The sequence below is a fragment of the Pseudomonas monachiensis genome (genome assembly GCF_047345015.1).
Taxonomy (GTDB): Bacteria; Pseudomonadota; Gammaproteobacteria; order Pseudomonadales; family Pseudomonadaceae; genus Aquipseudomonas; species Aquipseudomonas monachiensis.
Genome location: NZ_CP178857.1, coordinates 1453316 through 1473781, shown reverse-complemented (window position 1 = coordinate 1473781; position 20466 = coordinate 1453316). Strand labels below are relative to the sequence as shown.

General features: G+C 59.6%; 15 protein-coding genes. 6 read left to right on the top strand and 9 right to left on the bottom strand.

The features are described 5' to 3' along the window. Positions 1-3: 3 nt before the first annotated feature. From ACMDB8_RS06555 to aqpZ, 3 genes are all read left to right on the top strand, one after another. Complete coding sequence (locus ACMDB8_RS06555; protein WP_056721389.1) at positions 4-561, top strand: peptidylprolyl isomerase; 558 nt, start codon at positions 4-6, stop codon at positions 559-561. Between the two features lie 94 nt (positions 562-655). Beyond that, positions 656-2488 (top strand): ABC transporter ATP-binding protein, encoded by a 1833-nt coding sequence (locus tag ACMDB8_RS06550; protein WP_409079343.1) that lies wholly within the window; start codon positions 656-658, stop codon positions 2486-2488. Positions 2489-2789: 301 nt separating this feature from the next. Then, complete coding sequence (gene aqpZ / locus ACMDB8_RS06545; protein WP_056721385.1) at positions 2790-3488, top strand: aquaporin Z; 699 nt, start codon at positions 2790-2792, stop codon at positions 3486-3488. A gap of 11 nt (positions 3489-3499) precedes the next feature. Here aqpZ and ACMDB8_RS06540 read toward each other — a convergent pair whose 3' ends face one another. Beyond that, a complete protein-coding gene (locus ACMDB8_RS06540) occupies positions 3500-4624 on the bottom strand; it encodes a GNAT family N-acetyltransferase (protein ID WP_409079342.1) in 1125 nt (374 codons plus the stop codon). Between the two features lie 280 nt (positions 4625-4904). Here ACMDB8_RS06540 and ACMDB8_RS06535 point away from each other — a divergent pair, with 280 nt between their 5' ends. Beyond that, positions 4905-6236 (top strand): putative porin, encoded by a 1332-nt coding sequence (locus ACMDB8_RS06535; protein ID WP_056721383.1) that lies wholly within the window; start codon positions 4905-4907, stop codon positions 6234-6236. A gap of 231 nt (positions 6237-6467) precedes the next feature. Here ACMDB8_RS06535 and ACMDB8_RS06530 read toward each other — a convergent pair whose 3' ends face one another. The 3 genes from ACMDB8_RS06530 to aceK form a co-directional block, all read right to left on the bottom strand. After that, positions 6468-7589, bottom strand: a complete 1122-nt coding sequence (locus tag ACMDB8_RS06530) for a beta-ketoacyl-ACP synthase III (RefSeq protein WP_056721381.1) — start codon at positions 7587-7589, stop codon at positions 6468-6470. A gap of 344 nt (positions 7590-7933) precedes the next feature. Then, positions 7934-11845, bottom strand: a complete 3912-nt coding sequence (gene hrpA / locus ACMDB8_RS06525; protein ID WP_056721379.1) for an ATP-dependent RNA helicase HrpA — start codon at positions 11843-11845, stop codon at positions 7934-7936. A 161-nt stretch (positions 11846-12006) separates the two neighbouring features. Beyond that, on the bottom strand, positions 12007-13725 hold the full coding sequence (gene aceK / locus ACMDB8_RS06520) for a bifunctional isocitrate dehydrogenase kinase/phosphatase (RefSeq protein ID WP_056721377.1): 1719 nt from the start codon (positions 13723-13725) through the stop codon (positions 12007-12009). 159 nt (positions 13726-13884) lie between these two features. On the opposite strand from aceK, the gene ACMDB8_RS06515 reads away from it, so the two are divergent. Continuing rightward, complete coding sequence (locus ACMDB8_RS06515) at positions 13885-14793, top strand: DMT family transporter (RefSeq protein WP_056721375.1); 909 nt, start codon at positions 13885-13887, stop codon at positions 14791-14793. A 187-nt stretch (positions 14794-14980) separates the two neighbouring features. On the opposite strand, the gene ACMDB8_RS06510 is transcribed toward ACMDB8_RS06515, so the two are convergent. The 3 genes from ACMDB8_RS06510 to cysK all read right to left on the bottom strand — a co-directional run bounded on the left by ACMDB8_RS06510 (position 14981) and on the right by cysK (position 18486). Next, complete coding sequence (locus tag ACMDB8_RS06510; RefSeq protein ID WP_223541612.1) at positions 14981-15844, bottom strand: DMT family transporter; 864 nt, start codon at positions 15842-15844, stop codon at positions 14981-14983. Positions 15845-16309: 465 nt separating this feature from the next. Then, a complete protein-coding gene (locus ACMDB8_RS06505) occupies positions 16310-17248 on the bottom strand; it encodes an aspartyl/asparaginyl beta-hydroxylase domain-containing protein (RefSeq protein ID WP_056721371.1) in 939 nt (312 codons plus the stop codon). A 263-nt stretch (positions 17249-17511) separates the two neighbouring features. After that, positions 17512-18486: a cysteine synthase A gene (gene cysK, locus ACMDB8_RS06500; protein WP_056721369.1), complete on the bottom strand. Its 975-nt coding sequence runs from the start codon at positions 18484-18486 to the stop codon at positions 17512-17514. 130 nt (positions 18487-18616) lie between these two features. On the opposite strand from cysK, the gene ACMDB8_RS06495 reads away from it, so the two are divergent. Beyond that, positions 18617-19693 (top strand): DUF748 domain-containing protein, encoded by a 1077-nt coding sequence (locus ACMDB8_RS06495; RefSeq protein ID WP_056721367.1) that lies wholly within the window; start codon positions 18617-18619, stop codon positions 19691-19693. Here ACMDB8_RS06495 and ACMDB8_RS06490 read toward each other — a convergent pair. Further along, complete coding sequence (locus ACMDB8_RS06490; RefSeq protein WP_056721365.1) at positions 19690-20190, bottom strand: DUF2442 domain-containing protein; 501 nt, start codon at positions 20188-20190, stop codon at positions 19690-19692. The two genes, ACMDB8_RS06495 and ACMDB8_RS06490, sit on opposite strands and share 4 nt — an antisense overlap. Further along, the gene (locus ACMDB8_RS06485) at positions 20178-20408 is read right to left on the bottom strand and encodes a DUF4160 domain-containing protein (RefSeq protein WP_056721363.1); all 231 of its coding nucleotides are present in this window, start codon (positions 20406-20408) and stop codon (positions 20178-20180) included. Before ACMDB8_RS06485 ends, ACMDB8_RS06490 begins: the two co-directional genes overlap by 13 nt. Between the last annotated feature and the right edge of the window lie 58 nt (positions 20409-20466).

Genomic DNA, 20466 nt, shown 5'->3' with positions numbered 1-20466 from the left:
CCCATGCTGAAAAAAATCGCCCTCGCCGCAGGCTCCGTCCTGTTTGCCGCCAACCTGATGGCCGCGACGCCGGAAAAGGCACCGCATGTGCTGCTGGACACCACCAACGGCCAGATCGAAATCGAACTGGACGCGGTCAAGGCCCCGATCAGTACCAAGAATTTTCTTGAGTACGTCGACAAAGGCTTCTACAACAACACGATTTTCCACCGGGTGATCCCGGGCTTCATGGTCCAGGGCGGCGGATTCACTCAACAGATGCAGCAAAAAGACACCAACGCACCGATCAAGAACGAATCGAAGAACGGCCTGCATAACGTGCGCGGCACCTTGTCCATGGCCCGTACGTCGGTGCCTGACTCGGCCACCAGCCAGTTCTTCATCAACGTCAAGGACAACGACTTCCTTGACCAGGGCGACGGCTACGCGGTGTTCGGCAAAGTGGTCAAAGGCATGGACGTGGTGGACATCATCGTCAACTCGCCAACCACCGCCCGTGGCGGCATGAAAGACGTGCCGGCGGACCCGGTGTTCATCAAGTCGGCCAAGCGCATCGACTGAGACTAAGCTGGACAAGGATGTCCGAGCCGTTGCCGGTGTCTGCCGGCAACGCTCAACACGTTAAAAGGAGAGCCCGTTCGCGGGTGAACAACCAATGCTTTATCGCCGCTTTGAAAAACTGATCGATGTTTTCCGTGAAGCACCGACGGCGTCTCCGCCGGACCGGGTTTTCCCTTTCTACACTTATTACCTCAAGCAGGTCTGGCCGAGCTTCGCCGCCCTGCTGATCGTCGGCCTGATTGGTGCCTTGATCGAGGTGGCGCTGTTCAGCTACCTGAGCCGCATCATCGACCTGGCCCAAGGCACGCCAAACGTCAGTCTGTTCCAGGATCATGCCCTCGAACTGACCTGGATGGTGGTGGTTGCGCTGGTGCTGCGCCCCATATTTGTCGGCCTGCATGACCTGCTGGTGCACCAGACCCTGAGTCCCAGCATGACCAGCATGATCCGCTGGCAAAACCACAGCTACGTGCTCAAGCAGAGCCTGAATTTCTTCCAGAACGACTTCGCCGGGCGCATCGCCCAACGCATCATGCAAACCGGCAACTCACTGCGCGATTCCGCCGTGCAGGCGGTGGATGCGTTGTGGCATGTGCTGATCTACGCCATCAGTTCCCTGGTGCTGTTCGCCGAAGCCGACTGGCGCCTGATGATCCCGCTGCTGACATGGATCTTCGCCTTCATCGCCGCCCTTTGCTATTTCGTGCCACGGGTCAAGGATCGCTCGGTGGTGGCGTCCGATGCGCGCTCCAAACTCATGGGGCGGATTGTCGACGGCTACACCAACATCACCACCCTGAAACTGTTCGCCCACACCAACTTCGAACAGCAATACGCCCGCGAAGCCATCAAGGAGCAGACCGAAAAAGCGCAACTGGCCGGCCGCGTGGTCACCAGCATGGACGTGGTTATCACCAGCATGAACGGCTTGCTGATCGTCTGCACCACCGGCCTGGCCCTGTGGTTGTGGACACAGTCGTTGATCAGCGTCGGGGCGATTGCCCTGGCCACCGGCCTGGTGATCCGCATCGTCAACATGTCCGGCTGGATCATGTGGGTGGTGACCGGCATCTTCGAAAACATCGGCATGGTGCAGGACGGTCTGCAGACCATCTCGCAACCGGTCGGCATCACCGACCGCGACCAGGCCAAACCCCTGGCGGTGGCCCGTGGCGAAGTGCGATTCGAACAGGTGGATTTCCACTACGGCAAGCAGAGCGGGATCATCGGCGACCTCAACCTGACCATCAAGGCTGGCGAGAAAATCGGCCTGATCGGCCCGTCCGGCGCCGGCAAATCGACCCTGGTGAACCTGCTGCTGCGCCTGTACGACGTTGAAGGTGGACGCATCCTGATCGACGGCCAGAACATCGCCGACGTCAGCCAGGAAAGCCTGCGCGAACGCATCGGCATGATCACCCAGGACACCTCGCTGCTGCACCGCTCGATCCGCGACAACCTGCTGTACGGCAAACCCGACGCCACTGACGCGCAACTCTGGGAAGCGGTGCACAAGGCCCGGGCCGACGGTTTCATTCCATCACTGTCGGACGGTGAAGGCCGCACCGGTTTCGATGCCCACGTCGGTGAGCGCGGGGTGAAACTCTCCGGCGGCCAGCGCCAGCGCATCGCCATCGCCCGGGTACTGCTCAAGGACGCGCCGATCCTGATCATGGACGAGGCCACCTCGGCACTGGACTCGGAAGTCGAAGCAGCGATCCAGGAAAGCCTCGAAACCCTGATGCAGGGCAAAACCGTGATAGCCATCGCTCACCGGCTCTCGACCATCGCCCGGATGGACCGGCTGGTGGTGCTGGAAAACGGCAAGATCGCCGAAACCGGAACCCACGCCGAACTGCTCGCCCATGGCGGTTTGTATGCGCGGTTGTGGCAACACCAGACCGGTGGTTTTGTCGGGATCGATTGAGTATTGCGGCGGCCACAAAACCTGTGGGAGCGGGCTTGCTCGCGAAGACGGAGTGTCAGTCGACAGCAATGTTGCCTGGTCCACCGCTATCGCGAGCAAGCTCGCTCCCACAGGGTCCCCAGTGAAGCAGATCGATCACAGATATCCGCCAGGCCCCCTCAACCACAGGGTCCTGGCGGTTTTTTATGCCTGCTGGAATTATGAAAAAACCGTGCTGTACTCACTCCAACGTTCTGGAGATGGTTCTGCAGTCCATCGGCTGGATGCTCAAGGCAGCATAATCTCGAAAGGGCACTCTCTTATGTCTCTGTTAAAACGTTCGGCGACTGAGTTGGTAGGTACGTTCTGGCTGGTGTTGGGTGGTTGCGGCAGCGCGGTGTTGGCTGCGGCTTTTCCGGAGGTGGGGATCGGCCTGCTCGGGGTGTCCTTCGCGTTTGGCCTGACCGTGCTGACCATGGCTTTCGCCATCGGCCATATTTCCGGCTGTCATCTCAATCCCGCGGTATCTCTCGGCCTGGTGGTGGGTGGGCGATTTCCGGCCAGGGAATTGCCGGCCTACATCATTGCCCAGGTCATCGGCGGCGTGATTGCCGCCGCCCTGCTGTACTTCATTGCCAGCGGCAAACCCGGTTTCGAACTGGCGGGAGGCCTGGCGTCCAACGGCTACGGCGAACACTCCCCTGGCGGCTACTCGATGGCGGCAGGGTTTGTCTGTGAACTGGTGATGACCGCGATGTTCATCCTGATCATCCTCGGCGCCACCGACAAGCGTGCACCGGCAGGACTGGCGCCGATTGCCATTGGCCTGGGGCTGACGCTGATCCACCTGATCTCGATCCCGGTCACCAACACCTCGGTCAACCCGGCGCGCAGCACCGGCCCGGCATTGATCGTCGGCGGCTGGGCGATTCAACAACTGTGGATGTTCTGGGTCGCACCGCTACTCGGCGCAGTGGCCGGCGGCGTGCTGTATCGCTGGCTGGGCAAGGAAGAAAGCTGAAACGCTGAAGATCAGCCTTGTCGATAAGGCAAGGCTGACTTCGCATCCTCTGCATAAGCCAGCACTCCCAGGCGTTCCTGCTCCAGAAAGTCTTTCACCGCCGCTTTCAATCCCGGATGTCGCAAGTAGTGCCAGGAATGGGTAATGACTGGCTCGAATCCGCGAATCAACTTGTGCTCGCCCTGGGCACCGGCATCAAAACGCTGGAAACCGTTGGCAATGGCATAGTCCATGCCTTGGTAGAAACAGGTCTCGAAATGCAGGCGATCGAACTCCGCCAGGCATCCCCAGTAACGCCCATAAAAGCTGTCGCCCCCCACCAGACTGAACGCCATCGCCACCGGCCGTGAACCTTGCCTGGCCAATACAACGCGAATCGACTCCGGCATGCGTTCGGCCAACAGGCTGAAAAACTCCCGGGTCAGATACGGCGCTTGCCGGCGCACTGCGTAAGTATTGGCGTAGCAGGCATAAACGAAATCCCATTGCGCCTGGCTCAGTTCCCGACCTTCGAGCCATTCGAAATCGAAGCCCTGCCCCGCCACCTGTTCGCGCTCCTTGCGCATCTGTTTGCGCTTGCGCGAACTGAGCACATCGAGGAAGTCCTGGAAATCCCGGTAGCCGCGATTCTGCCAGTGGTATTGACAGCCAACGCGCTGCAGCCAGCCCGGTTGCTCGCTCAGTGCCGCGTCGGTGAACAGATCGGTGAAGTTGATGTGGGCGCTGGAGAGCCCTTCAAGCTCAAGGTAGCCCGGCAGGCTTTTCAACAACTCGAAACCGTCTTCGACCGTGGCCGCCAACAGCCGTGGTCCCGTGACGGGACTGAACGGCACCGCGCTCAACAGTTTGGGGTAGTAGTCGATGCCGGCACGTTCACAGGCATCGGCCCAGGCGTGATCGAACACGTACTCGCCGTAGGAATGCCACTTGCGGTAACCAGGCAGCGCGGCGATCAGTCGATCTCCTTCGACGTGCAATAAATGCTCGGGCTGCCAGCCTGTATGGGGTCCGACGCTGCCGCTGTCTTCCAGTGCACTCAAAAAAGCGTGACGCAGAAAAGGCTGAGTCTCGGGCACCAGTGCGTCCCACGTCTGCGGGACGATTTCTGACAGTTTTTGCAGGCGTTGCAACGGCATCACCATCCTCACTCTTCATGGCGTGAAAGCCCCGCGAGTATCGCCTATCGCTTTGCAATGCACACGGGCAAAACGACGGCAGTGTTCTAACTCAATAGTTCACGGCGACTTTGTATCGTCACCGACATGACATCACATTGCCACCGGTCTGTAATAAACCATCGCGATACTGGCGCCTGTTTTTAGAGCGTCGGGTTATACCCGGCCACTGTTTTCCGCCCCTTACGGTCGGTTGTGTCCCGGATGGCTCTGTCATCCCCTCTCATCTTCGGAGATTGATATGCGTCTTGCTTCCATGAAAACTGCGGCGGCCTTGTGCGGTGGCCTGTTGCTGGCCATGAGTGTTCCGGCCAGTGCCGCAGTCGACGCCAAACTGCTCGACATGCTCAAGGCTAACGGCTCGATCACCAACGCGCAGTACAGCGAACTGCAAGCCGAGCTGGCCAGGGATCAGAAAGACCAGCAGATCGCCCGTCAGGCTCAGCAAGAGACCAACGAGCAAATCGCGGCCACCGCGAAGAAAACCGACACACTGAGCGCTTTCGACCAGAAGCTTGCATGGGCGGCAAAGACCCAGTTCAAGGGTGACGTACGCTTCCGTCAGGAAACCGTGCACAACGATGGCGTGCCAAACAACAAGGACCAGGACCGTCAGCGCATTCGTGCCCGCCTGGGTGCCTACAGCGAAATCAACCCGCAGGTCGACACCGGTATCCGTATCGCCACCGGCAGCAACGACGACGCTCGCTCGACCAACCAGGACCTGAACAACTACTTCGACAAGAAGCAGATCTGGCTGGACCAGGGTTACATCGACTACCACCCGGACGCGATCAAGAACCTGCACCTGGTTGGCGGCAAGATGCCGCAACAATGGGTGAGCATGGGCGACATCATCTGGGATAGCGACATCAACCCGGAAGGTCTGGCCGTCACCTACAAATACCCACTGAGCGGCAGCACCGAGCTGTTCGGTAGCGCCGGTCACTACACCCTCAAGGACAACGTCGACGGCGAAGGCGTGCAGTTCAAGCACGACCTGCGTCTGTACGCCGGCCAGTTGGGTGCGCGCTTCGCCATCACCGACAGCATGAAAATGACGTTGGGCGGCAGTCTCTACGCCTACGACAACGACGACAGCAGCGCTTGCCCTACCTCGGGTACCGTCACCGCGCCATGCGCACTGGCCGTCAACGGCAACAGCCCGGGCGAGCAGTTCAAACTGTACGAAGGCTTTGGTCAGCTGGACTTCAGCAACCTGCCAGTACCGCTGTCGATCTACGGTCAGTACGTCAACAACACCGATGCCAGCAACGACCAGGACACCGGCTGGCTGGCTGGCGTGAAGTCAAAGCTCTACGGCTTCAACGTGGACTACAACTACCGCGACGTGCAGCGTAACGCTGTGGTGGGTGCCTTCACCGACTCCGACTTCGCCAACGGCTACACCGGTTCGCGCGGCAGCAAGCTGAAAGTGAGCTACGACCTGGACAAGAACTTTGCCCTGGGCGCGACCTACTTCATGGCGACCTCGGACCAGACCAACGCCAACATCAACAAGAAGGATTCGGACATCAACACCCTGCAACTGGATGCCGAAGCCAAGTTCTGATTCCCCCCCGCTACACGACTCGGGCAAGGAAGCCCGGGCCCCTTTTACAGCCTGGCTGTTGATGTGTCGGTCCCCATCATCCTCCGATGCATCAACGCGAGACTGTTTTCTCTCCCGCAAAAAAATCGCAGCCTTCGGCAGCTCCTACACAGAGCGGATTCACCGCGATATCACGTTGAAATCCAGTCCCGTAGGAGCTGCCGCAGGCTGCGATCTTTTTAAGCCGCAGACTCAGCGCTTGCGCAGCAACACGCTACCAATCGAATAACCGGCACCGAACGAACTGAGCACGGCCAGCGAACCGGCGGCCAGATCGTCCTGATTCTTGTGGAACGCAATCACGGAACCGGCGGAACTGGTGTTGGCGTAGGTGTCGAGAATCACCGGCGCTTCCTGTTCGGTGGCGTCGCGACCCAGCAGTTTCTTGACGATCAGGTGGTTCATGCTGAGGTTGGCCTGGTGCAGCCAGAAACGCTTCACGTCGCTGACGTTGAGCTGGTTCTCTTGCAGATGCTCACTGATCAGCTCGGCAACCAGCGGGCAGACTTCCTTGAACACCTTACGGCCTTCCTGCACGAACAGTTTGTCCTTGGCGCCGATGCCCTCTTCCGCCGCGCGGTTGAGGAAGCCGAAGTTGTTGCGGATGTTGTTGGAGAACTTGGTCAGCAGCTTGGTGCTGACGATGTCGAACTGGTACCTGGACGTCGCCAGGTCGGCACGCTCGATGATCACCGCAGTGGCAGCGTCACCGAAGATGAAGTGGCTGTCGCGGTCACGGAAGTTCAAGTGGCCGGTGCAGACTTCCGGGTTGACCATCAGGACTGCCCGGGCCTGGCCCAGTTGAACGCTGTTGGCGGCAGTCTGGATACCGAAGGTTGCGGACGAGCACGCCACGTTCATGTCGAAACCGAAACCCTGGATGCCCAGCGCTTCCTGGACTTCGATGGCAATGGCCGGGTAGGCACGTTGCAGGTTGGAACAGGCGACGATCACGCCGTCGATGTCCGCGGCGGTCTTGCCGGCACGCTGCAAGGCTTGTTCGGCAGCGCCGATAGCCATTTGGCAAAGCACCGACCACTCGTCGTTGGAACGCTCCGGCAGGCGCGGGGCCATGCGTTGCGGGTCGAGGATGCCTTCCTTGTCCATGACAAAGCGGCTCTTGATGCCGGAAGCTTTTTCGATGAACGCGGCGCTGGACTCGGTCAATGCTTCCACTTCGCCGCGCGCGATAGCGTCGGCGTTGTCGGCGTTGAATTGCGCGACGTAAGTATTGAAAGACTGCACCAGCTCTTCGTTGGAGATGCTGTTGGCCGGGGTGTACAGGCCGGTGCCGCTGATGACGACGTTATGCATGGTCGTGTCTCTAATCTGTTCAGGCAGAAAGCATTGGTACCTTCGTACCAACACACAAAGGGTCTATTCCCATCCGTGGGACGAAAACCTGGCATCGCTTTATTCCGACCTGCCCGAGACCGTGAAGGCTCAAAACCGCGGGGCCGGCGTTTATAGGCGCGAAGTTTGCCATAAACCGTGGGTTTTGGCCCCTTTTTGCTGGATAACTCCCACTTGCAGGCCATACAAAAACCTGTGGGAGCGAGCTTGCTCGCGATGGCGGCCTGACATGCAACATAGATGTTGAATGTAATGGCCCTATCGCGAGCAAGGTCGCTCCCACAGGTATTGCGCCAACCTCGGGTTCAGGGCTCGACCTGGCTCCACTGCTTGTTCAATCGCTTGTCGGAGATCGGCACCTTGGTCCCCAATTGCTGGGCGAACAACGAAACCCGATATTCCTCCAGCCACCAGCGATACAACTCCAACTGCGGGTCGCGCTTGCCTTCTTGGGCGTGTTTGTTGGCGCGGGTCTGGTATTGCGTCCACAGCCCGCTCAACTCACCGCTCCACACCCGATCGCGCTGCACCTGGGCAGCGATTTTTTCAAAGCGCTGCTCGATCGCCTTGAGGTAACGCGGCAATTCCTTGAGCCACTGCATCGGCGTTTCCCGGACAAACCCCGGATACACCAGGTGGCTGAGTTGCTGCTTGATGTCGTTCAGGGCCACGGCTTGCGCCAGGTCGATCTTGCCCTTGAAGCGTTTTTGCAGGCCATGCCAGAGCTTGAGGATTTCCAGGGTCAGCTTCGCCACACGCTCGGCGTGCTCGGTCCAGGCGCCACGCTTGCGCTCAGCCAGGGACGCCAGACCGGCGCCATCACGGGGCAGCGGGTCTTCGCCCTCAAGAATGCAGCTGTCGAGACTGGCCAGCAGAATGTCTTCCACCAGCGCATCGACGCGGCCCATGTCGCGGTACAGCAGGCCAAGTTCGGTCAGGCCAGGCAACTTGCCACGCAGGAACCTGGCAGGTTCGGCCAGTTGCTGCATCAGCAAGCGTTGCAAGGCACGGCGATGCTGGAACTCGGCCTCGGCCGGGGTCGAAAAACGCCCTTCCTTGACCGTCCCGCCCTCTTCCACCAGCGCCGGGTAGACCGTCATCGACAGCCCGGCGATCTTCTGCTGGGTTTTCTCGGCCACCGCGGCGAACACTTTCGGCTCCACCGGCTGCTGGCTCTTCGCGGTTTGCGGCACGGCCAATGCTGCCTGGCTGGCCTCGGCGAAACGCGCAGTCAGTTCAGCCAGATCGCGACCTTCACCGAGGAACTTGCCCTGGGCATCGACGATTTCCAGGTTCATCCGCAGATGGCTTTCGACCTGCTGTGCCGCCTCGGCCCAGGCTTCATCGCTGACGCGGGCACCGGTCATGCGCAGCAGTTCGCGACCCAGGGCCTGGGGCAGAGAACCCTCGGCAAAGGTCATGCGCTGCAAGGCCGCCTTGACGAAGTCTGGCACTGGCACGAAATTCTTGCGCAGTGCCTTCGGCAGGTTGCGCACCAGGGCAATGCACTTGGCCTCGATGACACCCGGCACCAGCCATTCCAGGCGTTCCGGCGGCAGCATCGGCAACAACGGTGCCGGCACGCGCAGGGTCACGCCGTCGCGCGGGTGATTCGGTTCGAAGTGGTAGCTGAGGGCCAATTCCAGATCGCCGATGTGCAGCGTATCCGGGTAGTGCTGGGCAGTGACTTCACTGGCTTCACGGGCCAGCACGTCTTCTTCACGCATGATCAGCAGCTGCGGGTCTTTCTGGCTGTTGATCCGATACCAGCTGTCGAAGGTCGCGGTCTGGTGGATCTCCGCCGGCAGCCGCGCGTCGTAGAAGGCGTACAGGGTTTCTTCGTCGGCGAGGATGTCGCGACGACGGGCCTTGGCTTCCAGTTCGTCGAGCTGTTCCAGCAATTGCTTGTTGGCCGTCAGGCACTTGGCCCTGGACTGGATTTCGCCGCGCACCAGCGCTTCGCGGATGAACAACTCGCGGGACACCACCGGGTCGATCGGGCCGTAATGCACCGGCCGGCGCCCGACCACGATCAAGCCGAACAGGGTGATCTGCTCGAACGCTACGACCTGACCGCGCTTCTTCTCCCAGTGGGGTTCGAAGTGGTTTTTCTTGATCAGGTGACCGGCCAGCGGCTCGATCCAGTCGGCGTCGATCTTGGCGACCATACGCGCATATAGCTTGGTGGTTTCCACCAGTTCGGCCGTCATCAGCCACTGCGGGCGCTTCTTGCCGATGCCCGAGGACGGATGAATCCAGAAGCGCCGCTGACGGGCGCCAAGGTAATCGCCGTCTTCGGTTTTCTGCCCGATCTGGCTGAGCAACCCCACCAGCACCGCCTTGTGCAGTTTCGGATAGTCCGCCGGCTCTTTATTGAGGCTCAACTGCATGTCGCGGCAGATCAGGCTCAATTGGCGATGGGAGTCACGCCACTCGCGCAGGCGCAGGTAGTTGAGGAAATTCTTGCGGCACCAGTTACGCAGCGGACTGGCAGTCAGCGCCTGGCGCTGCTCTTCGAAACCGCGCCACAGATTGACCAGCCCGGCGAAATCCGAGTCGGCGTCTTTCCACTGGGCGTGGGCCTGATCCGCTGCTTGCTGACGCTCCGGCGGACGCTCGCGCGGGTCCTGGATCGACATGGCGCTGGCGACGATCAGCACTTCCTGCAAGCTGCCGAGCTTCGCCGCTTCGAGCAGCATGCGGCCCATGCGCGGGTCCACCGGCAGGCGCGCCAGTTGCCGACCGAGCGGGGTCAACTGGCTGTTGCGGTCCACTGCCGAGAGTTCTTGCAGCAGGTTGTAACCGTCGCTGATGGCCTTGCCATCCGGCGGCTCGATGAACGGGAACTCGCTGACCTCGCCGAGGCGCAGGTGCAGCATCTGCAAAATAACCGCCGCAAGGTTGGTGCGCAGGATCTCAGGATCGGTAAATTCCGGGCGACCGAGGAAGTCCTCTTCGCTGTACAGGCGCACGCAAATGCCCGGCTCGACCCGTCCGCATCGGCCTTTACGCTGGTTGGCGCTGGCCTGGGAAATGGCTTCGATCGGCAGGCGCTGGACCTTGGCCCGGTAGCTGTAGCGGCTGATGCGCGCGGTGCCACTGTCGATCACATAACGTATGCCCGGCACGGTCAGCGAGGTTTCCGCGACGTTGGTTGCCAGCACCACGCGACGGCCCGGGTGCGACTGGAAAATCCGCTGCTGCTCGGCCGGCGACAGCCGCGCGTACAACGGCAGGATTTCGGTGTGCTTGAGCTGGGCCTTGCGCAGCATGTCGGCGGCGTCGCGAATCTCGCGCTCGCCAGGCAGGAACACCAACACGTCACCGGGACTGCGGCGTTCACTGCGCTCATAAGCGGCGATTTCGTCGAGGGTGGCGAGGATCGCCTGATCCACCGTCAGGTCGTCCTCGACGCGGTTGCCCTCTTCGTCCTGCTCAAGCGTCAGCGGGCGATACCAGGTGTCCACCGGGTAGGTGCGGCCGGATACCTCGACAATCGGCGCGTCATCGAAGTGCTTGGAGAAACGCTCCAGGTCGATGGTCGCCGAAGTGATGATGACCTTCAGGTCGGGACGACGCGGCAGCAGGGTTTTCAGGTAACCGAGCAGGAAGTCGATGTTGAGGCTGCGTTCGTGGGCTTCGTCGACGATGATCGTGTCGTAGCGTTCCAGATAGCGGTCGTTCTGGGTTTCCGCCAGCAGGATGCCATCGGTCATCAGCTTGATCAGGGTGCTGGAATCGCTCTGATCCTCGAAGCGCACCTGATAACCGACCAGCGCGCCCAGCGGCGTGCCGAGTTCTTCGGCGACACGGCTGGCGACGCTGCGCGCAGCGATCCGTCGAGGCTGGGTGTGGCCGATCAGGCCATGCTGGCCGCGACCGATTTCCAGGCAAATCTTAGGCAACTGAGTGGTTTTACCCGAGCCGGTCTCACCGGCAATGATCAGCACCTGGTGTTGTTCCAGCGCCTTCTTGATTTCGTCGCGCTTGGCGGCGATCGGCAGGCTGTCGTCGTAACGAATCACCGGCAGGCTGGCCTTGCGCGCCAACACCTGCTCGCAGGACGCCTGCATCCGCGTCACCCACTGGCCCAGTTTGGCCTCGTCGGTTTTCTTGCGAAGCTCAAGCAACTGCCGCCGCAGCCGGTGGCGGTCGGCGAGCATGGCGTGATCGAGGTTTTTCAGCAGTTTGTCGATGGAGGGCGATTCGTCGGTCATCGGGTACGCAATTCAGTCGTCTAGTGGCGCAGGGGGGCGATTGTCGCAGATTTGGCATGGATTGGCTGGTTCCCCTGTAGGAGCTGCCGAAGGCTGCGATCTTTTGATCTTGTCGACGCGTCTGAAAAACAAAATCAAAAGATCGCAGCCTGCGGCAGCTCCTACTCGTTATCGAGGCCTTTACGCCGATACGGAAACACATCAATCACCTTCCCCGCCCGAATCGCTTCCTGCAGGCTCTTCCAGTAATCGGCGTTGTACAGCTCGCCATGCAGTTGATCGAACAACTTGCGTTGCCCGAAATCGGCAAACAGGAACGGCGGAAACTCCTCCGGGAACACATCCAGCGGCCCGATCGAATACCAGGGTTCGGAAGCCATTTCATCTTCCGGGGTGCGGGGTTGCGGGATATGGCGGAAGTTGGCCTCGGTGAGGAAGCAGATCTCGTCGTAGTCGTAGAACACCACCCGACCGTGACGGGTGACACCGAAGTTCTTTAGCAGCATGTCGCCGGGAAAGATGTTGGCCGCCGCCAGTTGCTTGATCGCCAGCCCGTAGTCTTCCAGGGCCTCGCGCACCTGCGCCTCGTTGGCGTGTTCCAGGTAGAGGTTCAGCGGGGTCATGCGGCGCTCGGTCCAGCAGTGGCGGATCAGCACCGTATCGTCTTCCACCGACACCGTGGACGGCGCGACTTCCAGCAGCTCCTCCAGGCACGCCGGATCGAACTTGCTCAGCGGAAAACGGAAATCGGCGAATTCCTGGGTATCGGCCATGCGCCCGACGCGGTCGACGCTTTTCACCAGGCGGTACTTTTCGATCACCGTGGCGCGGTCGACGTTTTTCGACGGCGAGAAACGGTCCTTGATGATTTTGAACACGGTGTTGAAACCCGGCAGGGTGAACACGCTCATGACCATGCCGCGCACGCCTGGGGCCATGATGAACTGGTCGTCGGTGTTGGCCAGGTGATTGATCAGCGCCCGATAGAACTCCGACTTGCCGTGCTTGTAGAAGCCAATCGAGGTGTACAGCTCGGCAATGTGCTTGCCCGGCAGAATACGCCGCAGGAAGCCGATGAACTCCGCAGGCACCGGCACATCCACCATGAAATACGAACGGGTGAACGAGAAGATGATCGATACGTCCGCCTCATCGGTGATCAGCGCATCGATCTGGATGCCGCGACCCTCCAGGTGCAGCAATGGAATTGCCAGCGGCCATTGCTCGTCGGCGGTGTAGATGCGCCCCACCAGGTACGCGCCTTTATTGCGGTACAGCACCGAGGAAAACAGCTCGACACTCAGCTCCGGGTCTTTGCACACCCAGTCCGGCAGATTTTCGCGCAGTTGCGCTTCGAGGCGCTTCAGGTCCCCGGCCAGGTCGGCGTAGTCCTCGCTGAAGCGGTAGTCGGCGAAGATGCTGGCGAGCATCGCCGACAATTGGCCTTGCGGCTTGTAGGTGCGGGTTTGCGCGGCCCGGGCACGGCGAAGGCTCGGCCGGGTGGTGTGGATGAACATGCAACCGTCGCTGATCAGGTCATGGCTGAACAGCCCGCAGAAGATCGAGTTGTACCAGGTCTCGGACAGTTCATCGTCAAAACGCAGGTCGATCAGGCTGATGTAGGCGTTTTTGACCAGCGGCCAGCAGCTGACGTCCAGGGTGTCGGCGTCAAACGCGGTGCGCAGTCGCTCCACCGTTTCACCGACCTTGTCTTCGTACAGATTGATCCGTGCCGCCGACGCCGTCTGCGTTTCCTGCCACCTGGCCTGTTCGAAGCGTGCCCGGGCGCCGTCGGTGATCTGGCGAAAATGCTCGCGGTAATCGTCGAAGCCATCGAGTATCAAGCGGGCGATGTCGGCGGCTGGCCATTGCTGCGGCATGGTGAGACCTCTGCGGGAATTCGGGAGGCTTGAGCTTAGCCAGTGAACCGGGTGCAGGAGAAGCGTAATTTTCCAGCCGAATTAAATGCCCGGTTTTCGGTTGCCATCGATCACACACTCAGCAACACTTTCGCCCCTCCCCCAAGGAAGGACCTCGCTGTGAACCCCGTCGATATTTTCCGTTTACTGTCCCTGGCGGCCATTTGGGGTGCGAGTTTTCTGTTCATGCGCATCATCGCCCCGGTGATTGGCAGCATTCCTACCGCTTTTTTCCGAGTATCGATAGCCGCTGCCGGACTGCTGGTGATTCTTGGGCTGATGCGCATCAGTTGGGATTTCAAGGGCAAACTCAAGACCGTGATGCTGCTCGGGGTGATCAACTCCGGAATTCCGGCGACGCTCTATTCGGTGGCCGCGCAGGTGCTGCCGGCCGGTTACTCGTCGATCTTCAATGCCACGACACCCTTGATGGGCGTGCTGATCGGCGGCCTGTTTTTCCATGAAAGGCTCACTGGCGCCAAACTTGGCGGCGTGTTTCTGGGGCTGTTCGGCGTGGGAGTGCTGACCCGTGCCGGGCCGGTGGCGTTCGATATGGAACTGCTGATGGGTGCCGTCGCCTGCCTGCTTGCGACCACCTGCTACGGATTTGCGGGGTTTCTGGCCCGCCGCTGGCTCGATCAGGCCGGTGGCCTGGACAGCCGTTTGTCGGCACTGGGCAGCATGCTCGGCGCGACGTTGTTCCTGCTGCCGCTGTTCGGCTACAGCGTGATCAGCCAGCCACCCGCAAGCTGGGGCGGCTGGAGTGTCTGGCTCTCGTTGCTGGGGTTGGGTCTGGGATGCACGGCGTTTGCGTACATTATTTACTTCCGGCTCCTGAGCTCGATTGGTCCGGTGAAATCGATGACTACGACCTTTTTGATCCCGCTATTCGGCGTGTTGTGGGGGGCGCTGTTTCTCGATGAGCCGCTGTCGTTGGCGCATATCTATGGCGGGTTGTTGATTGCGCTGGCGTTGTGGCTGGTGTTGAAGCCGGCTGTGGTGAAACCGGCTTTGGCGGCTAATCGATAGAGTTGTGGTGTTGTGGATGACGCCTTCGCGAGCAAGCCCGCTCCCACAGGGTTCCGTGTTGTACGCAAAATCCGTGTACGACATCAATCACTGTGGGAGCGGGCTTGCCCGCGAAGGCGGCTGATCAGACGCCAAAAATCACAAAGGCCTGGAGCATTGCTCCAGGCCTTCCCGGGTTTACCCGCAACTACACGGTTTTACGGAACACAAACACCAGACCGACGATGATCAACAGCATACCGAACAGGCTCAACAGCGCCAGGCGATTGCCGAAGATCAGATAGTCCATCACCGCCGTGACCGCCGGCACCAGGTAAAACAGGCTGGTGACATTCACCAGATTGCCCCGGGCGATCAAGCGGTAGAGCAACAGTGTCGCCAGCACCGACACCACCAGCCCCATCCATAGCACCGGCAGGATGAAACCGCTGCCGTGCTCGAAGTGAAACGGCTGGAAGGGTACGAAAATCCCGCACAACAGCAGTCCGGCCAGATACTGCACCGGCAGTGTGCCGAGGGGATTGTCGGTGATGCGTTTCTGCATGATCGAACCGAAGGTCATGCTCGCCAGCGCCAGCAGACCGAAAAGCATCCCGACCAGCGACATCCCGGCCAGCCCGATGCCCTGATAGACCACCATGACCAACCCGGTCAGCCCCAGGGCCAGGCCGAACATCCTGCTCCAGGAACGCTGGCGCTCCATCAGCACCACGGTGAGGATCGGCTGCACGCCCATGATGGTCGCCATCACCCCAGGCGTGACTTTAAGGTCCAGGGCCAGCAGATAGAAAATCTGATACGCCCCCAACAACACCACGCCGGTGGCCATCGCATACAGCATCGGCTTGCCACCCGCGGGCAACTTCAGCTTGAGCAACGGCACCAGCAACGCCAGGCCGCCCAGGGCGATGACGAAACGAAACATCAGGAAGGCGAAGGGCGACGCGTGGGCAAGCCCCCATTTGGAGAAAATCGCCCCGCTGCTCCACAGCAGAACGAACAGGCTCGTGGACGCCGCCGCGAGCGCGGACTTTTTCGAAAGGACAAACATGAAGACCACCTGTAGTCAGGCAAAAAGCCAACTCAGCCGAAGCTGAAATTCAGTAGTTTTTCCAGGCAGGCAGGGGAACAGCACAAAGCAGCTGATCAGCCCGAAATGCCAACGCCTGGCGGTGATACGACTGCGCACACCGGCGTGCTACTGACAGGTGGGGGGTAATGACTGATCTGCCCGGGCTGCTGATTCCCGCACGGCACGACGCCAGCGTTGACCGCTGAATCGACTACCGCGTTGATGAGGGATGCAGGCATTGGGCTGATCTTTTCTCGAAGGATAAAAAGTGAGTCCGAAACTCACCGTGCGCCGACTATAACCAGCGTACGACATGGATTGCAACGACTCGGCAACGACAGTCGGCACAGAGTCCGCATTGTGCGGTGGAGGAGCACTCAGGGATTACGTGAAGATCCATAAAAAACCGCTCACAACGAGCGGTTTTTTATTCTGTCTACGGCTTCAGCCGAACAACCAATACCCCAACAACGTCGCCACCGCCACCGCCAGCACCGGACGTAGTACGCGGTAGGCCTTGGGGTTGCGCCGCTTCAATTGCTTGACCACGCCACTGAATTTATCACTGGAACTCTTGCTCCAGGCATAGACCCGGTTAATCCCCCCCACACGCTCGTCGTCCAGGTTCTGAGGGGCTGTGGCGCGACCCAACCAGGTGCTGACACCGCGATTGACTCGGGTCATGAAGCGATTGCTCAGTGGACGCTCGATATCGCAGAACAGAATGACACGGGTCTTTTCCGTTTCATTCTTGACCCAGTGCACGTAGGTCTCGTCGAACATCACGTCTTCACCGTCGCGCCAGGCGTAAACCTGCCCATCGACAAAGATGCGGCAAGCATCGGAATTGGGGGTGGACAGGCCCAGGTGATAACGCAGGGAGCCGCCAAACGGATCACGATGCGGGTTGAGGTGGCTGCCGCCCGGCAGCAGCGCGAACATTGCACCTTTGACGCTGGGAATGCTGTTGACCAGTTCCACGGTTTTCGGACACAAGACCTCGGCGGAAGGCAGCGGTTTGTCATACCACTTGAGATAGAAACGTTTCCAGCCCTTCTTGAAGAACGATCCGAAACCGGCGTCGTTGTTCTTTGCCGCCGCGCGGATATACCCCTCGTCGAACAAGTGCATCGCTTCATCGCGAATCACCTCCCAGTTGTCCTTGAGCACATCCAGTTCCGGGAACTTGCTGCGATCCAGATACGGTTTCGAAGGCACACCGGAAAACAGGTACATCAAGGCGTTATAGGGGGCGAACAGTGCCGAATGGTTAACGAACTGGCGCAGAACCGGCAGGCGCGCCTTACCACGCAAATGCACATAGAGGGTGCTGCCGAGAAACAGCAACAACAACGATGCCTTCGCGGCAACCGATAAGGTCATCAACAACTCCTTTGAAGATAGACTGCACTGCACCACGTCTATTGCCCGACATGGCTGCCAGTATGATAAACACTACCGACCCGGTGAAAACCTGCACTTTTCAACATTCAATGTTAATGAATGTGCAACAAAGCATTTATTAACATAAGGTGCCTGAACGCTGGCTGATGTAATCCATCATCAACCGGACCAGTTCAATGGATCGCAACCAGCGATAACGCCTCAGCCATCACCGCCAGCCACAATCGGCCAATGTTTAGTGCTTACTGCTGATTCTCCTGTTCGGTAAACAGATCACTGAACAGCATGCTCGACAGGTAACGTTCACCGGAATCCGGAAGAATCACCACGATGGTCTTGCCCTGCATTTCCGGGGTCTCGGCCAGCCGAACGGCCACTGCCATGGCGGCACCGCAGGAAATCCCGCACAAGATTCCTTCTTCCTGCATCAAGCGCAAGGCCATGGCCTTGGACTCTTCGTCACTGACCAGCTCCACCCGATCGACAATCGACAAATCGAGGTTCTTCGGCACAAAACCGGCACCGATGCCCTGGATCTTGTGCGGGCTCGGCTTGATTTCGTCACCGGCCAGGGCTTGGGTGATCACCGGAGACACCACGGGTTCCACCGCCACCGAGAGTATCGGTTTGCCCTGGGTATTCTTGATATACCGTGAAACCCCGGTGATGGTTCCACCGGTTCCGACGCCTGCCACCAGCACGTCGACCGCGCCGTCGGTATCGTTCCAGATTTCCGGGCCGGTGGTTTTTTCGTGGATGGCCGGGTTGGCCGGGTTGTCGAATTGCCCCGGCATGAAGTACTTCGACGGGTCGCCGGCAACGATTTCACCGGCTTTCTCGATCGCCCCCTTCATACCCTTGGCCGGCTCGGTCAACACCAGTTCGGCGCCCAGTGCCTTGAGCACCTTGCGGCGTTCGATACTCATGGACGCCGGCATGGTCAGCATCAGCTTGTAGCCCCGGGCGGCGGCCACGAAGGCAAGGCCTATGCCAGTATTGCCGGAGGTGGGTTCGACGATGGTCATGCCCGGTTTGAGTTTGCCGCTACCCTCGGCATCCCAGATCATGTTCGCGCCGATCCGGCACTTTACCGAGTAACCGGGGTTGCGCCCTTCGATCTTGGCCAGGATGGTCACACCACGCGGCGCAATGCGATTGATCTGCACCAGAGGCGTGTTGCCGATGGAGTGGGCGTTGTCAGCGAAAATGCGGCTCATGGCTGGGTCCTTAACGACAGCATTGAAATAGGGCATCAAGGTAAGCCCTCTTGCCCGCAGGCGTCCAGTCAGGTCGAACGTCCGCTTATCAGTGCAGTCAATGGCTTTAGATCGCCAGAGATTTGCCGCCATGAAACGTCGATACAGTTGGCCCCTGCTAACCCTCATCGGCCTCGTTGTGTTGCTGATAACGCTCCACATCGCCTTGCCCTATCTGGTGCGCGACTACCTCAATGAGCGGCTGGCGAACATGGGCGACTACCGTGGCCAGATCACCGACGTGGACCTGGCCCTGTGGCGCGGGGCCTACAAAATCAACGGACTGAAAATCGTCAAGATCGATGGCAAGGTTCCGGTGCCTTTCGTCAACGCGCCGTTGATCGACCTCTCGGTCAGTTGGCATTCGCTGTGGTACGACCGGGCGGTAGTGGCCGAAGTGCAGTTCATCAATCCCGAGATCAACTTCGTCGACGGCGGGGCCAACAAGAAAAACTCCCAGACCGGCGAGGGTACCGACTGGCGCGCGCAACTAGGCAAGCTACTGCCCATTACCCTGAACGAAGTGCAGATCAACGATGGCAAGATCAGTTTTCGCAACTTCAACTCCAAACCACCCGTAAACATGAATGCCACAAAAGTGGATGCCAACATCTACAACCTGACCAACGTGGTCGACACCAAAGGCAAGCGTGATGCGCGCTTCAAAGGTAAAGCCCTGCTGCTGGGGCACGCGCCACTGGAAACCACGGCCACTTTCGATCCCTTGAGCGACTTCGAAGACTTCGAGTTTCGCTTGCGCACCACGGATATCGAACTCAAGCGTTTGAACGACTTCGCCGCGGCCTACGGCAAGTTCGACTTCAATGCCGGCCATGGCGACGTGGTGATCGAAGCCTCGGCCAGCAAGGGGCGACTGACCGGCTATATAAAGCCACTGCTGCGCGATGTTGATGTGTTCAACTGGCAGCAGGATGTACAAAACAAGGACAAAGGACTGTTCCGCTCGATTTGGGAGGCCCTCGTCGGCGGTACCGAGACCGTCCTGAAAAACCAGGGCAAAAACCAGTTTGCGACACGGGTTGAACTCAAGGGCAACGTGCATCAGAAAGATGTCAGCGCATTCCAGGCTTTTTTACAGATTTTACGCAATGGTTTCATCCAGGCATTCAATGCGCGGTATGAGCGACCCCAGCCGGATGCTGGCTAACTTTTGCGCGTGACGATGTACCGGCCGGTGTCTTCTGCCGCACGGGATGAATTCGTTTGCTGTTGCAGGAAGTCCCACCCCAGGCAGGCCAAGGCCAACGATCGCGGCACCGCTTCGCGACCACTGCTGTATCGGGTGATGCTACGGGTACTGACCCCCAGCGCTTCAGCCGCTTGATTTAGCGGCAACCCGGTGCGAGCACGCCAATCGATAAAGATTCGGGTGTTCTCGTCGGCTGCATTTTGCGCCAAGGCATCCAGGTAGAGAGTATCTGCACCAATCTGGATATCAAGTTCAGGCCATTCGACACTCCAGCCATCGTCACCCAACGCTACATACTCAAAAGCAACGCCCTGTAAAGGTTGCAGGCCTGGATAGGCATGCAGGTCGCGGCTCAAATCGAGCAGCAGCTGCTGGCCATCGATAAATGTCAGCGCCAGACGATAATCCGACAACGCTTGCACTGCCGATAGCCGTGGTCGTTTCATGGGTAGCATCGTTTCCAATCCTCCAGCAATTGAGTCTGGTGAGCTCTGACCCACTCCAGAGCTTCCCTGAGAATCAGCGGCGGCGCCTTGCCCACCATCACTTCGACAGTTTCCAGGCTCAACATGACGTCCAGCCCGCCACCCGTCAGATGAACGTGTGGCGGTGGATGATCCTTTTCGCGCAACTGAATGCGGTATGTATCTCGAAATCGGTATTTTGTAGACATGCCCGGCATGCTATCGCCAAAATGGCGATATCTCTATGCTGGCCAGTAACCGAGACTG